We start from the raw sequence: 13,544 nt of genomic DNA on the forward strand, positions 1-13,544 counted from the left end.
ATGAGCGAGTGCACCCACGTTGCCGAACTGCCGCGCCCCGAGCCGGTCCCGTCTGCGCAGACCTGTCCCGAATGTCTGGCCATCGGCAGCCATCCCGTGCAACTGCGGATGTGCCTGGGGTGCGGGTACGTGGGCTGCTGCGACTCCTCCCCCTACCGGCACGCCACCGCGCACCACCAGGAGACCGGCCATCCGGTCATGCGGAGCTTCGAACCGGGCGAGACCTGGCGATGGTGTTTTGTCGACGGTTCGATCGTCTGAGGCGGGGTAGGTCAACCCTCCGCCGGTTCCCCCGATTTGAGCCCCGCAGACCCCTAGCCACTGTGCGTACCCATGGGCTTACCATCAGTCACTGGCCGCAGGTGGGTGTCCAAGCGGGCGCCACGAGGGGTGCCGCGACACGATCACCCGGATCGCGATAGCGTCACCGGCGAACAGAGCTCGTACCACCTTGGAGGTGAGGGTGTCCCAGATCGCAGGCGAGCCCGGGACTCAGGACTTCGTGGAAGTCCGGCTGCCCGCTGCGGGTGCCTACCTGTCGGTGTTGCGCACGGCCACGGCCGGTCTCGCAGCACGTTTGGACTTCACTCTCGACGAGATCGAGGACCTCCGCATCGCGGTGGACGAGGCCTGCGCGATCCTGCTCCAGCAGGCCGTGCCCGGCTCCGTCCTCAGCTGCGTGTTCCGGCTGATCGACGATTCGCTGGAGGTGACCGTCTCGGCGCCCACCACCGACGGACGCGCACCGGAGCGTGACACGTTCGCGTGGACGGTCCTGTCGGCACTGGCCGGCAAGGTCGAGGCCACGGTCGAGGAGAACCGGACGGTGAGCATCAGCCTCTACAAACAGCGCGGCGCGGGACCAGGCCCGGCGTGAGCGGCGGGGAGATCCCGGTGCGGGGCGGGGATCGGCCCCGGGTAAGGCACGAGGTCGACGGCGGCATCCCGGAGCAGCAGCACGCCCGGCCGCACCCGGCTGACGCGGATGCGGAAGACGGCTTTTTGGACTCGGCGGAGCGACGGGCGGGCCCTATGAGCGAGAACCAGCACGACCAACCACAGCCACCGGAGGCCGCGGCCCCCGTGGCGCCGGCGGCACCGGCGGCGCCGGTGTTCCCGGTGACCCCGGCGCTGCCGGATCCGCGCGACCGCAGCGGCGCGCGGGCCCTCTTCATCGAGCTGCGGGCGCTGCCCGACGGGTCGGCGGAGAAGGCGGAGCTGCGCAACCGGCTCGTACGGATGCACCTGCCGCTGGTCGAGCACCTGGCCAGGCGGTTCCGCAACCGCGGTGAGCCGCTGGACGACCTGACCCAGGTCGCCACGATCGGCCTCATCAAATCGGTGGACCGGTTCGACCCCGACCGCGGGGTCGAGTTCTCCACGTACGCCACGCCCACGGTGGTCGGCGAGATCAAGCGCCACTTCCGTGACAAGGGCTGGGCGGTCCGGGTGCCCCGGCGGCTGCAGGAGCTGCGGCTCTCGCTGACGACGGCCACGGCCGAGCTCTCCCAGCAGCACGGCCGCTCCCCCACGGTGCACGAACTGGCCGAACGGCTGGGGATCTCCGAGGAGGAGGTGCTGGAGGGGCTGGAATCGGCCAATGCCTACAGCACGCTCTCACTGGACGTCCCGGACACCGACGACGAGTCGCCGGCGGTCGCGGACACCCTGGGCTCGGAGGACGAGGCGCTGGAGGGCGTCGAGTACCGCGAGTCCCTCAAGCCGCTGCTGGAGGGGCTGCCTCCGCGGGAGAAGCGGATCCTGCTGCTTCGCTTCTTCGGCAACATGACCCAGTCGCAGATCGCCCAGGAGGTCGGCATCTCCCAGATGCACGTCTCCCGGCTGCTGGCCCGCACGCTGGCCCAGCTCCGCGAGAAGCTGCTGGTGGAGGAGTAGGACCAGGCGTCGGACGTCCGGTTATCGGGCCTGCTCGCCGGGCCCGATACCGAGTGCCTCGGTCGCCGTCGGATTCACCAGGAGGGCCACGACGGCCACCGCGGCCAGGGCCAGGGCCACCGCGGCGGCGATCATCGCGCCGCCGGTGCTGTAGAGGGTCCAGGCCACCGGCAGCGCCATCAGCTGGGTGATCAGCGCCGGGCCGCGGCTCCAGCGGCGGCCCAGGCGCAGCCCGCGGGCCGCGATCAGCGGCAGCGCGGCGAGGGCGAGCAGGGTGATCCCGCCCGTCTCGGCCTGCTGCGGGGAGTCGGGGTCGCCGGCGATGCCGACGAACAGCATGTAGACGCCGAGGCCGGCCAGTGCCAGACCTTCCAGCGCGGTGAGCGCGGCGGCGGCGGTCAGCCGGCCGGGCAGCCCGGCGGGCGGTGCGACGGTGGGGGCGGGGGCCTGCGCAGGCTGCTTCTTACTCACTCCAGCAGGGTAGCGGCGGGCCCCGGACCCCGGAGGGGACGGGCAGTAGGGTCGGCGGGAGAAGGGGTGGGTAGTCTGGCGCTCATGCGTGCACTTCTCGTGGCCAACCCAGCAGCGACGACCACCAGTGCGCGCACGCGCGACGTCCTGACCCATGCCCTGGCCAGCGAGATGAAGCTGGAGGCGGTGACCACCGAGTACCGGGGGCACGCCCGGGACCTGGGACGCAAGGCCGCGCACGAGGGGCTCGACCTCGTCGTCGCCCTCGGCGGCGACGGCACGGTCAACGAGGTGGTGAACGGGCTCCTGCACGACGGGCCCGATCCGGACCGGCTGCCCCGGCTCGCGGTGGTGCCCGGCGGGTCCACCAATGTGTTCGCGCGCGCCCTGGGGCTGCCCAACGACGCGGTCGAGGCGACCGGCGCGCTGCTGGACGCGCTGCGCGAGCGGCGCGAGCGGACGGTGGGGCTGGGCCTGGCGGCCGGCACCCCGGGCACGGAGGACGAGTCGGTCCCGGCGCGCTGGTTCACGTTCTGCGCGGGCTTCGGCTTCGACGCGGGCGTGGTGGGGCGGGTCGAGCAGCAGCGGGAACGCGGCAAGCGTTCGACGCACGCCCTGTATGTACGACAGCTGATGCGCCAGTTCTGGGAGGAACCGAACCGGCGGCACGGTACGGTCACGCTGGAGCGCCCGGGAGCGGATCCGGTGACGGATCTGGTGCTGTCGATAGTGTGCAACACCTCACCGTGGACGTATCTGGGGAATCGTCCGCTTTACGCCTCTCCGGAGGCGTCGTTCGATACTGCGCTTGACGTATTGGCGCTCGACCGTTTGTCAACTCCGGCCGTCGCGCGCTACGCGACACAGCTCCTGACCTCCACTCCTGAGCGGGGTCCGCACGGCAAGCACGCGGTGACTCTGCACGATCTGACCGACTTCACCTTGCATTCGAAGGTTCCCCTTCCGTTCCAGATGGACGGAGACCACCTCGGACTGCGGACCAGCGTTCGGTTCACAGGCGTACGCCGTGCACTGCGTGTGATTGTGTGAGTGGAAGGGCCAAAGGGCCTTTCACTCGAACGTTTACACGCCGGTCCACCCTCACGATGTAGGGCTGTGACCTAGTAGACACCGACGAATCAAAAAAAACTTTCCGGAAGGGGTTGTATCCCCGTCCGAGGTTTGCGAATCTCTTCATGGCGATCGGGACAGCCCGCACAACCCGGCACCCACACAGATCGCCAGAACCCCTCCACGAATCTCTGACTGGTCTCCCGCGTGAAACCGGGCGGTCGCCCTTCCCTCACGGGGGGATTCGTGAAAGCGTTCACATTCACAAGCAAAGTGCCCGCAATACAAGGAGATGGAGCAGCCATGGACTGGCGTCACAACGCCGTTTGCCGCGAGGAAGACCCGGAACTTTTCTTCCCCATCGGCAACACCGGTCCTGCGCTGCTGCAGATCGAGGAAGCCAAGGCCGTCTGCCGCCGTTGCCCCGTCATGGAGCAGTGCCTGCAGTGGGCGCTCGAGTCCGGTCAGGACTCCGGCGTCTGGGGCGGTCTCAGCGAGGACGAGCGCCGCGCGATGAAGCGCCGCGCCGCTCGCAACCGGGCGCGCAACGCCAGCGCCTGACAACGACTTTCGAGCCTCGACGCGCAGCGCGTAGTACCGAACAAGCGCTCAGCAACGTGCTCTTGAGCCCCGGACCGATCACCAATCGGTCCGGGGCTCAGTGCTTTTCCGATCACACCGAGTGATCTTCCCCCGCCCGGCCGCACGCCGCTTCGGGTGACGGAGCGTTACCGGTACGGCTACTTCTGCGGGCTCGACGGCAGGTCGAGGACGACCTTGGTCCCGCGCGGCTGCGCCCGGACCATGTCGAACGTTCCGCCGAGCTCCCCCTCCACGAGGGTCCGTACGATCTGCAGCCCGAGGTTGCCGGCCCGCTGGGGATCGAATCCCTCGGGCAGACCGCTGCCGTCGTCGAGGACGGTGATCAGCAGCCGCCCGTCGGCGCGGCCGCTCCCGGTGCGGGTCGCGGTCACCTCCACGGTGCCCCGCTCGCCCTGGGTGAAGGCGTGCTCCAGGGCGTTCTGCAGGATCTCGGTCAGCACCATCGACAGCGGAGTGGCGACCTCCGCGTCCAGGATCCCGAACCGGCCGGTGCGCCGGCAGTCGACCTTGCCCGGGGAGATCTCCGAGACCATCGCGATCACGCGGTCGGCGATCTCGTCGAACTCGACCCGCTCGTCGAGGTTCTGAGACAGCGTCTCGTGCACGATCGCGATCGAACCCACGCGGCGCACGGCCTCGTTGAGCGCCTCGCGGCCCTGTGGAGAATCCATTCGGCGGGCCTGGAGCCGCAGGAGCGCGGCCACCGTCTGGAGGTTGTTCTTCACCCGGTGGTGGATCTCCCGGATGGTCGCGTCCTTGGTGATGAGTTCACGTTCGCGACGGCGCAGTTCGGTGACGTCGCGGCAGAGCACCAGGGAGCCGATCCGGGTCCCCTTCGGCTTGAGCGGGATCGCGCGCAGCTGGATGACCCCGCTGTTCCCCTCGATCTCGGTCTCCCTGGGGGCCCAGCCGCTGGCGAGTTTGACCAGGGCCTCGTCCACCGGGCCGCGGGAGGGGGCGAGTTCGGCGGTGGTGTTGCCCAGGTGCTGCCCGACCAGGTCGGAGGCGAGGCCGAGCCGGTGGTAGGCGGAGAGCGCGTTCGGGGACGCGTAGGTGACCACGCCGTCGGCGTCGAGCCGGATCAGACCGTCCCCGACGCGCGGGGAGGCGTCCATGTCGACCTGCTGGCCGGGGAACGGGAAGGAGCCCGCGGCGATCATCTGGGCGAGGTCGGAGGCGGACTGGAGGTAGGTCAGCTCCAGCCGGCTCGGTGTACGCACGGTGAGCAGGTTGGTGTTGCGGGCGATCACTCCCAGTACCCGTCCCTCGCGGCGGACGGGGATCGACTCGACGCGGACGGGCACCTCCTCGCGCCACTCCGGGTCGCCCTCGCGCACGATCCGGCCCTCGTCGAGCGCGGCGTCCAGCAGCGGGCGGCGGCCGCGCGGGACCAGGTGGCCGACCATGTCGTCCTGGTACGAGGTGGGGCCGGTGTTCGGGCGCATCTGGGCGACCGAGACGTACCGCGTGCCGTCGAGGGTGGGCACCCACAGCACGAGGTCGGCGAAGGACAGGTCGGAGAGCAGTTGCCACTCCGAGACCAGCAGGTGGAGCCACTCCAGGTCGGTTTCACTGAGAGCGGTGTGCTGGCGTACGAGGTCGTTCATGGAGGGCACGTTGCGAGCGTACCCCGGGTACGCGTGATGACTTTCCCCACGACGGTACTCAGGAGTATCCAGGAAGGCCGCGGGCCGCGTACTGTTGGAGGAAGCGACGGGTTTTCACGTCCCGTCATTGGATGGACAGAACAGAATGGTCTAGTCCACAATTGACTAAGCTTCCGCCCTCCCCGCACAGGAGGACGGATCGAGGTAAGCCGCGCGCTCTGCCCTGACCGCGCAGGCACCTCCCACCGGCCGTCGGGAACCGCACACCTGTCGGCCGTAAGTACTCCGGGCTACGGTGCCGGACGGGCTGAGGGTCCCGTCCTGCACCGTGGCCCAGAGGAATTTTCGGGCCCGTTTTCCCCGGGCCTACGCGGGCGGCCAGGCCAGCAGGGCCCGCGCCGCGACCGCCTCCAGCTCCTCCCGGCCCGCCCCGTCGCGCGCCTGCTGGGACATCCCCTGCACCACCGCCCCGGCGTACCGGGCCAGCGCCCGCGCGTCCGTGTCCGCGGGCAGCGCACCGGTGGCCATGTCGGCCCGGATCCGGCTCTCGAACATCTCCAGGTTGGCATTGCGCCGCTCGCGCAGGGCCGCCGCCACCTCGTCCGAGGTGGTGTTGATCGCGGCGCTGATCACCAGGCAGCCGCGCGGGTGGGCCGGATCGGTGTACACCTCGGCCGCCTCGCGCAGGATGCGATCGACGGCGGCCCGGGCGGTGGGCTCCTCGGCGAGCGCCACGCTCGCGAAGTCCCCGTACCGGCCCCCGTACACGGTCACGACCTCGTCGAAGAGCCTGCGCTTGTCGCCGAAGGCGGCGTAGAGGCTGGGCGCGCTGATGCCGAGCAGGGCGGTCAGATCGGAGATGGAGGTCGCCTCGTAGCCGCGCTCCCAGAAGGCGGTCATCGCCTTGTCGAGGGCTGCGTCGCGGTCGAAGGAACGGGGCCTGCCGCGCTGTCCGGTCACCATGCCCACATTCTATAGCGGGCGCTAGGGAATCTGGTACGGTCCTTTCTGTAGCGACCACTATCGATTACGGAGGGGGGCGCGTCATGGGCGTGCTCAAGGGAAAGACGGCACTGGTCACGGGCGGCAGCCGGGGCATCGGGCGGGCCGTGGCCGAGCGGCTGGCCAGGGACGGGGCGCTGGTCGCGGTGCACTACGGGCGCAACGAGGCTGCGGCGAAGGAGACGGTGGCGGGCATCGAGGCGGCCGGCGGGCGCGCCTTCGCCATCGGGGCCGAGCTGGGGGTCCCCGGAGACGCACAGTCGCTCTGGGCGGCGTACGAGGCCCATCCCGCGCACACCGCGGGCGTGGACATCCTGGTCAACAACGCGGGCGGGGCGACCTTCGCGGGGATCGAGGGGACGGACGAGGAGACGTACGACCGGGCGCACGCCCTCAACGCCAAGGCGCCGTTCTTCGTGATCAAGCACGGGCTGGCGCGGCTGCGGGACGGGGGCCGGATCGTGAACGTGACCGGCACCCCGGAGATCGCCCTGCCGGCGATCCTGGCGACGGTCATGGCGAAGGGCGCGGCGAACGCGATGACCCGCTCCCTCGCCGCCGAGCTCGCCCCGCGCGGGATCACCGTGAACTCGGTGGGCCCCGGAATCATCGAGACGGACCTGAACGCGGGCCTGCTCGCGGACCCGGCGACCCGGGCCCACCTGGCGGCCCGCTCGGTCTTCCACCGGGTGGGCACGGCGGAGGAGGTCGCGGACGTGGTGGCGTTCCTGGCCTCGGCGGACTCCCGCTGGGTCACGGGCCAGCACCTGGACGCGACGGGCGGGCTCCAGCTCGCGCTGATCTAGCCCATCCGGGGGGTCTCGCCGACGGGCCCGGCGCCCGGATCCGGATCACCATGGAGAACGGCATGGATATCGAAATGGATCACGACGAGACCCCCGCCACGGGCGCCGGCCTCTGCTAGATTGGTCTATACCACACCACCACTCCAGATCGGCAGGCCCCGCGTGGAAGTTGTCATCGTCCCGGACGCCAAGGCAGGCGGCGAGCTCATCGCGGAGGCCATGGCCGCCCTGGTGCGCCGCAAGCCCGACGCCCTGCTCGGCGTGGCGACCGGCTCTACCCCGCTGCCCATCTACGAAGCCCTCGCCGCCAAGGTCCGGGCCGGTCAGGTCGACGCCTCCCGGGCCCGCATCTGCCAGCTCGACGAGTACGTCGGCCTGCCGGCCGGGCACCCCGAGTCCTACCGCGCGGTCGTGCTCCGCGAGGTCGTCGAACCGCTCGGCCTGTCCGAGGCCTCCTTCATGGGGCCCGACGGCTCGGCGCAGGACATAGTCGGCGCGTGCGAGGCGTACGACCGCGCCCTCGCCGAGGCCGGCGGCGTCGACCTCCAGCTGCTCGGCATCGGCACGGACGGCCACATCGGCTTCAACGAGCCGTGCTCCTCGCTCGCCTCCCGCACCCGCATCAAGACGCTGACGGAGCAGACCCGCGTGGACAACGCGCGGTTCTTCGACAACGACCTGGACCAGGTGCCGCACCACGTCATCACCCAGGGCATCGGCACCATCCTCGACGCCCGCCACCTGGTCCTGCTGGCCACGGGCGAGGGCAAGGCCGAGGCGGTCGCGCAGACCGTCGAAGGCCCGCTGTCCGCGCTGGTCCCGGCGTCCGCGCTGCAGCTGCACCGGCACGCGACCGTCGTCGTGGACGAGGCCGCCGCGTCGAAGCTGAAGCTGGCGGACTACTTCCGGCACACGTACGCCAACAAGCCCGCCTGGCAGGGCCTGTAGCCGCACCGCACGACACGAAGGGCCTGGTACCCCCCTGGGGAGCCAGGCCCTTCGACGTGTGCGGTGCGGGGCGCTGGGCTACGCGCCCGCGATGACTTCCGCCGCGGCTCGGCCGCAGACGCGGGACGCGCCGTGCGTGGCGATGTACACCGCACCCCGCGGCGCAGCCATCGGGAGCCCCATCTCGACCACGACCGTGTCCGGCCGCGCAGCGACCAGCGCGTCGAGGGCCTCCGTCATCCACGGGTGCCGGTGCGCGTCGCGGACCACCGCGACGACCGTACGGTCCCCCGCCGCCGCGAGGATGTCCGCGGCGCGGGCCCCCTCCGGGTAGCGGCCCGAGGTGGTCGCGGGTACCAGTGCGGTCAGTTCGTCGGCCACGCCCCACGGGGTCTCGTCGCCCACCGCGATGTTCGCGACCGGGGTCAGCGTCGCCACGTACGGGGCGGCGAGCGGCCGCGGCGAGCCGGTGACGGCGAGGGCGCGGCGGGCCGCCGTCAGCCCGATGCCGGACGCGCGGCTCCCCTCCGGCCGCGCGTCCGGCCGGGCCCGGAGGGTCCACGCGGCGAGCTCGCGGACGCGGGCGGCGGCGTCGGCGAGGCGCTCCTCGGGCAGTGCCCCCTCGCGGACGGCCGCGACCAGCGCGTCGCGCAGCCGCAGGACCGTGGCCTCGTCGGCGAGTCCGCCGCCGACACAGATGGCGTCGGCGCCCGCCGCGATGGCGAGGACCGAGCCGCGCTCGATCCCGTACGTCCCGGCGATGGCGTTCATCTCCATGCCGTCGGTGACGATGAGGCCCTCGTAGCCGAGCTCCTTGCGCAGCAGGGCGGTCAGGATCTGCGGGCTGAGCGTGGCCGGGCGGGTCGGGTCGAGGGCGGGCACCAGGATGTGCGCGCTCATCACGGCCTTGGTGCCGGCTTCGATGGCCGCCTTGAAGGGGATCAGCTCGCGGGCCTGGAGGGTGTCCAGGTCCGCGTCGATGCGCGGCAGGGCGTGGTGCGAGTCGACGCTGGTGTCGCCGTGGCCCGGGAAGTGCTTGGTACAGGCGGCGACGCCGGCGGCCTGGAGGCCCTCGACGTAGGCGGCGGTGTGCCGGGCGGCGAGGTGGGTGTCGGCGCCGAAGGACCGTACGCCGATGACGGGGTTGTCCGGGTTGGAGTTGACGTCCGCGGACGGGGCCCAGTTGAGGTTGACCCCGCACTCGGCGAGGCGGCGGCCCAGCTCGCGGGCGACGTCCCGGGTGAGGCCGGTGTCGTCGACGGCGCCGAGGGCCAGGTTGCCGGGGAAGGACGAGCCGCCGCGGACCTCCAGGCGGGTGACGTCGCCGCCCTCCTCGTCGATGGCGACCAGGACGTCGTCCCGCTCGGCGCGCAGCTGCGCGGTCAGCGCGGCGAGCTGGTCGGGCGAGGTGATGTTGCGGCCGAACAGGCCGACGGCGGTGAGGCCTTCGCCGACCCGGCGGAGCAGCCAGGCGGGGGCGGTGGTGCCCTCGAAGCCGGGCTGGAGGACGGCGAGTGCGTCCCGGGTGAGCGTGTCGGTCTGGTGCGCAAGGACTGTCATGGCGGCCGTTATCCCTTCACGGCGCCGGCGGTCATCCCGCCGACGGCCTTGCGCTGGAGGAAGATGAAGATGAGCAGGACCGGGACCGCGAAGAGCGAGGACGCGGCCATGGTGGCGCCCCAGTCGTTGCCGAAGGCCGACATGAACTCGGTCAGCCACAGCGGCAGGGTCTGCGCGCTCTTGTCCTTGTTGAGGATCAGGACCATGGCGAACTCGTTCCAGGCGGTGATGAAGCCGAAGAGCGAGGTGGACATCAGGCCGGGGGCCAGCAGCGGGAAGATCACCTTGCGGAAGGCCTGGCCGCGGGTGCAGCCGTCGATCTGGGCCGCCTCCTCCAGGGTCACCGGGACGGCGGCGATGAAGCCGCGCAGGGTCCAGATGGTGAAGGGGAGGATCATCACGAAGTAGATCGCGGTGAGCAGCGGGAGGCTGTTCAGCATCTCGCCGTCGCGGGCGATCATGTACATCGCGATGACCATGACCTCCCAGGGGGCCATCTGGGCCATCATCACGGTGAGGACGAGGCCCTTGCGGCCCTTGAACCTCATCCGGGCGATGGCGAAGCTCGCGGCGAGGGCGACGAGCAGGGCCAGCGCGACGGCGCCGACGGTGACCAGGACGCTGTTGGTGACGTACGTCCAGAAGTTGGAGACCCCGGTGGCCTTGCTGAAGTTGTCGAGCGTCGGGGTGAAGACGAAGACCGGGTCCTTCGTGAGCATCTGGCTCGACGGCTTGAGGGCCGAGGAGAACATCCAGTACACGGGGAAGACGAAGACCAGGGCGAGGAGGAGCGCGCCGAGGTTCTTGGCGACGGCGGCGGGGCGGACCGGCCGGCGCTTGCGGAGCTGCTGCGCGGGCTTCGGCGCGGTGGTGGGGCTGCTCACTGCTCCTCCTCCTGCTTCAGGATCAGGCGGAAGTAGAAGGACATGACGACCACGAGGATCAGGATCGTCAGGACGGAGATCGCGGCGGCGAGGCCGTAGTGGGCCTGGCTCTGGCCCTCGACGTAGGCGAAGACCGGGAGGATCTCGGAGCCGCGGTCGGGGCCGCCCTTGTTCATCGCGTAGACCTGGGTGAAGGCCTTGAACACCCAGATCACCTCAAGGAACGTGGTGATGAGGAAGAACGGCTTGAGGTTCGGGAAGACGATCTTCCAGAAGGTCTGCCAGCCGTTGGCGCCGTCCATCCGGGCGGCCTCGTACAGCTCGGCCCCGACCGTGGTCAGTCCGGCGTACATGTTGAGGGCGACGAAGGGGATGGAGCCCCAGACCACCAGGACGGTGACGATCGTCAGGGTCGAGAGGCCCGTCTGCATCCAGTTGTGCTGCTCGTAGCCGGCGAAGCCGGCGGTGCGCATGACCCAGTTCATGACGCCGAACTGCTCGTCGAACAGCCACTTGAAGACCTGCACGGAGGCCACGATGGGCATGGCCCAGGCCATCACCAGCGCCATCGAGAGGACCAGGCGCATCTTCTTGCCGAGCCGGTTCAGCAGGATGCCGATGAGGCTGCCGAGCACCATGATCAGCGCGACGTTGGCGGCGGTGAAGGCGAAGCTGCGGACGACCACGGTCCAGAAGTCCGCGTCACCGATCAGCTCGGTGTAGTTGGAGAATCCCGCGAAGGGGTACTTCCGCTGGATGAACTCGATCTTGTTGATGTCCTGGAAGGACAGGATCACGTTCTTGATCAGCGGGTACAGCAGCAGTGTCGCGAGGGCGAGCACCGCGGGCCCGACCAGCAGGTAGGGCAGCCACCCCGACGGGAGCGACTTTCTGCCCCCGCGAGGAGACGTGGGACCGGAACCGGTCGGGGACGCGGACTTCTCGGGCCGTCCGGCGGACTTCTGTGGTGCGTCCTGTGGAGCGGCGGTCATCGCTCCCTGGGAGTGCACGGTCATGGCGTGGCTTCCTCGCGGTTGACTGTGGAGTCAAATGCGCGACGGGGGGCACGGCGGCGGCCTGGCGCCTGCCGTGCCCCCAGTGCGCTCACACTGCTGGGTGGTGCGGGAACTGCGGGGTGGGACTACTTGTTGATGCGGTTCGCGATTTCCTTGTCCGCGTCCGCGCCCGCCTTGGCGGCGTCCTCACCGTTCAGGACCTTGGTCATGAACTCCTTGATGGGGTTCGGCTCGGTCTCGACGTTCGCCCAGCCCGCGGTGACCGGAGTGATCTTGCCGTTGACGCCGGCCTTGCCCATGGCCTCGGCGAAGGAGCCGGCGGCCGGGGTGAAGTTCGCACCGGCCTGGTTCGGCAGCAGCGCGCCCTTGGTCTCGGCGGCGTACTTGGTCATCTGGTCCTTGCCTGCGGCGAGGGCCAGCCACTCCTTGGCGAGCTCCTTGTTCTTGGAGCGCTCGGCGATCGCGAGGTTCGAGCCGCCGAGGAAGACGGTGCTGGTCTTGTCCGCGGTCTTGCCCGGGATCGGGAAGTAGCCGAAGTCGGCTTCCTTGCCCGCGTCCTTCAGGGCCTTCTCGGCACCGCCGGCCTCCCAGCCGAGACCGATCCAGGAGGCGACGCCACCCTTGGGAACGATGTCGGTGGACTGCTGCGGGTTGGCCTCGTCCTTGTCCTTGGGGGCGGTGGAGAAGGACTGGAGCTTCTTGTAGAACTCCACGGCGGAAGCGGCCTGCGGGGTGCCGAGTCCGCCCTTCCACTTGGCGCCGTCCTTGACGGCGAGGTCGCCGCCCTCGTCCCAGACGAAGCCCGCGAGGACGTACCAGCTCTGGCCGGGCAGGTAGATCGGCTGCGAGGCCGGGTCGGCCGCCTTCAGCTTCTCCAGACCGGCGATCCACTCGTCGCGGGTCTTCGGCGGGGTGACGCCGGCCTTCTCGTAGGCCTTCTTGTCGTAGATGACGACGCGGTTGGCGGCGTACCAGGGGGCGGAGTAGAGCTTGCCGTCGATCTCGGCCGAGGCGAGCATGCTCTTCTGCCAGGCGTCGGCGCCGAGCTTGGCCTTGTCCTTCGTCAGGTCGGCGAGGCCGCCGGTGACCGCGTAGCCAGCGGTCTGGGTGTTGCCGAGCTCCAGGACGTCCGGCGGGTTGTTCTCGGAGAGGGCCGTGGTGACCTTCTCCTGGATGCCGGTCCACTTCTGCTCTTCGACCTTGACCGTGACACCGGGGTGCTTGGCCGAGAACTCCTTGTTGACCTCGTCGATCCAGGCCTTGGGAGCGGAGCCGTCCATCACCCAGACGGTGATCTCCTTGGCGCCACCCGCGTCGGTCTTGGCCTTGTCGTCGCCGCCGTCGCCGCACGCCGCGACTCCGACCATCATGCCCGCGACACTGACCGCCGCGATGAGCTTGCGCTTCACGCCACCCTCCTCAGGGATGCCTGCCTGCACTTCCCTCGCCCGCCGCGGTGACATACGCGAAGTACTGCCGTGGGGCCGGGATCTGATCCATATTGGTTTAGACCAGTAGCTGGAGCTTGGCCTAGACCTTTAGGGGTGTCAAGGGTCTAATGAGCGGGTGCCCGGTCCGTTATCGGACCGACACCTGGGGAGAGAGAAGGCCTGTCCCCCCTTACGTGTCACCATGTGACCGCACATATCGGAGGAGCCGGTGACGGCAGCGAAACTGGAG

The 13,544-nt window shown here is 70.1% G+C and carries 14 protein-coding genes; 7 read left to right on the forward strand and 7 right to left on the reverse strand.

Going from position 1 to position 13,544, the window contains the following annotated elements; all coding sequences use genetic code 11:
* The 3 genes from ACFYZ4_RS20855 (at position 1) to ACFYZ4_RS20865 (ending at position 1,896) form a co-directional block, all read left to right on the forward strand.
* Positions 1-261 (forward strand): UBP-type zinc finger domain-containing protein, encoded by a 261-nt coding sequence (locus ACFYZ4_RS20855; protein ID WP_351291647.1) that lies wholly within the window; start codon positions 1-3, stop codon positions 259-261.
* Positions 262-463: 202 nt separating this feature from the next.
* Complete coding sequence (locus ACFYZ4_RS20860) at positions 464-877, forward strand: anti-sigma regulatory factor (RefSeq protein ID WP_030012703.1); 414 nt, start codon at positions 464-466, stop codon at positions 875-877.
* A 17-nt stretch (positions 878-894) separates the two neighbouring features.
* Positions 895-1,896: an RNA polymerase sigma factor SigF gene (locus ACFYZ4_RS20865; protein ID WP_390784648.1), complete on the forward strand. Its 1,002-nt coding sequence runs from the start codon at positions 895-897 to the stop codon at positions 1,894-1,896.
* A gap of 21 nt (positions 1,897-1,917) precedes the next feature.
* Here the strand turns inward: ACFYZ4_RS20865 and ACFYZ4_RS20870 are convergent, their stop codons facing one another.
* Positions 1,918-2,367: a hypothetical protein gene (locus ACFYZ4_RS20870; protein WP_351583364.1), complete on the reverse strand. Its 450-nt coding sequence runs from the start codon at positions 2,365-2,367 to the stop codon at positions 1,918-1,920.
* A gap of 84 nt (positions 2,368-2,451) precedes the next feature.
* On the opposite strand from ACFYZ4_RS20870, the gene ACFYZ4_RS20875 reads away from it, so the two are divergent.
* Both ACFYZ4_RS20875 and ACFYZ4_RS20880 read left to right on the forward strand, forming a co-directional pair.
* Positions 2,452-3,417: a diacylglycerol kinase family protein gene (locus tag ACFYZ4_RS20875; RefSeq protein ID WP_351291641.1), complete on the forward strand. Its 966-nt coding sequence runs from the start codon at positions 2,452-2,454 to the stop codon at positions 3,415-3,417.
* A 324-nt stretch (positions 3,418-3,741) separates the two neighbouring features.
* Complete coding sequence (locus ACFYZ4_RS20880) at positions 3,742-3,999, forward strand: WhiB family transcriptional regulator (RefSeq protein WP_003953983.1); 258 nt, start codon at positions 3,742-3,744, stop codon at positions 3,997-3,999.
* Between the two features lie 179 nt (positions 4,000-4,178).
* Here the strand turns inward: ACFYZ4_RS20880 and ACFYZ4_RS20885 are convergent, their stop codons facing one another.
* Together ACFYZ4_RS20885 and ACFYZ4_RS20890 are read right to left on the reverse strand one after the other, a co-directional pair.
* The gene (locus ACFYZ4_RS20885) at positions 4,179-5,648 is read right to left on the reverse strand and encodes a PAS domain-containing sensor histidine kinase (protein WP_351291694.1); all 1,470 of its coding nucleotides are present in this window, start codon (positions 5,646-5,648) and stop codon (positions 4,179-4,181) included.
* Between the two features lie 366 nt (positions 5,649-6,014).
* On the reverse strand, positions 6,015-6,611 hold the full coding sequence (locus tag ACFYZ4_RS20890) for a TetR/AcrR family transcriptional regulator (protein ID WP_351291639.1): 597 nt from the start codon (positions 6,609-6,611) through the stop codon (positions 6,015-6,017).
* A gap of 83 nt (positions 6,612-6,694) precedes the next feature.
* Between ACFYZ4_RS20890 and ACFYZ4_RS20895 the strand changes: the two genes are divergently transcribed.
* Together ACFYZ4_RS20895 and nagB are read left to right on the forward strand one after the other, a co-directional pair.
* Positions 6,695-7,456, forward strand: a complete 762-nt coding sequence (locus ACFYZ4_RS20895; RefSeq protein WP_390784537.1) for an SDR family oxidoreductase — start codon at positions 6,695-6,697, stop codon at positions 7,454-7,456.
* Between the two features lie 162 nt (positions 7,457-7,618).
* Positions 7,619-8,404 carry a glucosamine-6-phosphate deaminase gene (nagB, locus tag ACFYZ4_RS20900; RefSeq protein WP_384345246.1) on the forward strand — a complete coding sequence of 262 codons (786 nt, stop codon included), beginning with the start codon at positions 7,619-7,621 and terminating at the stop codon, positions 8,402-8,404.
* Positions 8,405-8,482: 78 nt separating this feature from the next.
* Here nagB and ACFYZ4_RS20905 read toward each other — a convergent pair whose 3' ends face one another.
* The 4 genes from ACFYZ4_RS20905 to ACFYZ4_RS20920 form a co-directional block, all read right to left on the reverse strand.
* The gene (locus ACFYZ4_RS20905) at positions 8,483-9,964 is read right to left on the reverse strand and encodes a glycoside hydrolase family 3 protein (protein WP_390784538.1); all 1,482 of its coding nucleotides are present in this window, start codon (positions 9,962-9,964) and stop codon (positions 8,483-8,485) included.
* An 8-nt stretch (positions 9,965-9,972) separates the two neighbouring features.
* On the reverse strand, positions 9,973-10,848 hold the full coding sequence (locus ACFYZ4_RS20910) for a carbohydrate ABC transporter permease (protein WP_351291631.1): 876 nt from the start codon (positions 10,846-10,848) through the stop codon (positions 9,973-9,975).
* Complete coding sequence (locus ACFYZ4_RS20915; RefSeq protein WP_351583352.1) at positions 10,845-11,864, reverse strand: sugar ABC transporter permease; 1,020 nt, start codon at positions 11,862-11,864, stop codon at positions 10,845-10,847. The genes ACFYZ4_RS20910 and ACFYZ4_RS20915 overlap by 4 nt, the downstream gene beginning before the upstream one ends.
* 125 nt (positions 11,865-11,989) lie before the next feature.
* Entirely contained in the window at positions 11,990-13,273 is a 1,284-nt protein-coding gene (locus ACFYZ4_RS20920; protein ID WP_030709886.1) for an extracellular solute-binding protein, read from the reverse strand.
* Between the last annotated feature and the right edge of the window lie 271 nt (positions 13,274-13,544).

Origin of the sequence: Streptomyces sp. NPDC001513 (assembly GCF_042894695.1) — a bacterium.
Taxonomy (GTDB): domain Bacteria; phylum Actinomycetota; class Actinomycetes; order Streptomycetales; family Streptomycetaceae; genus Streptomyces.

Coding starts and splice junctions, on each gene's coding strand:
- ACFYZ4_RS20885 (WP_351291694.1), bottom strand. CDS start 5,648: ATGAACGACCTCGTACGCCAGCACACCGCTCTCAGTGAAACCGACCTG.
- ACFYZ4_RS20905 (WP_390784538.1), bottom strand. CDS start 9,964: ATGACAGTCCTTGCGCACCAGACCGACACGCTCACCCGGGACGCACTC.
- ACFYZ4_RS20890 (WP_351291639.1), bottom strand. CDS start 6,611: ATGGTGACCGGACAGCGCGGCAGGCCCCGTTCCTTCGACCGCGACGCA.
- ACFYZ4_RS20895 (WP_390784537.1), top strand. CDS start 6,695: ATGGGCGTGCTCAAGGGAAAGACGGCACTGGTCACGGGCGGCAGCCGG.
- ACFYZ4_RS20875 (WP_351291641.1), top strand. CDS start 2,452: ATGCGTGCACTTCTCGTGGCCAACCCAGCAGCGACGACCACCAGTGCG.
- ACFYZ4_RS20880 (WP_003953983.1), top strand. CDS start 3,742: ATGGACTGGCGTCACAACGCCGTTTGCCGCGAGGAAGACCCGGAACTT.
- ACFYZ4_RS20915 (WP_351583352.1), bottom strand. CDS start 11,864: ATGACCGTGCACTCCCAGGGAGCGATGACCGCCGCTCCACAGGACGCA.
- ACFYZ4_RS20855 (WP_351291647.1), top strand. CDS start 1: ATGAGCGAGTGCACCCACGTTGCCGAACTGCCGCGCCCCGAGCCGGTC.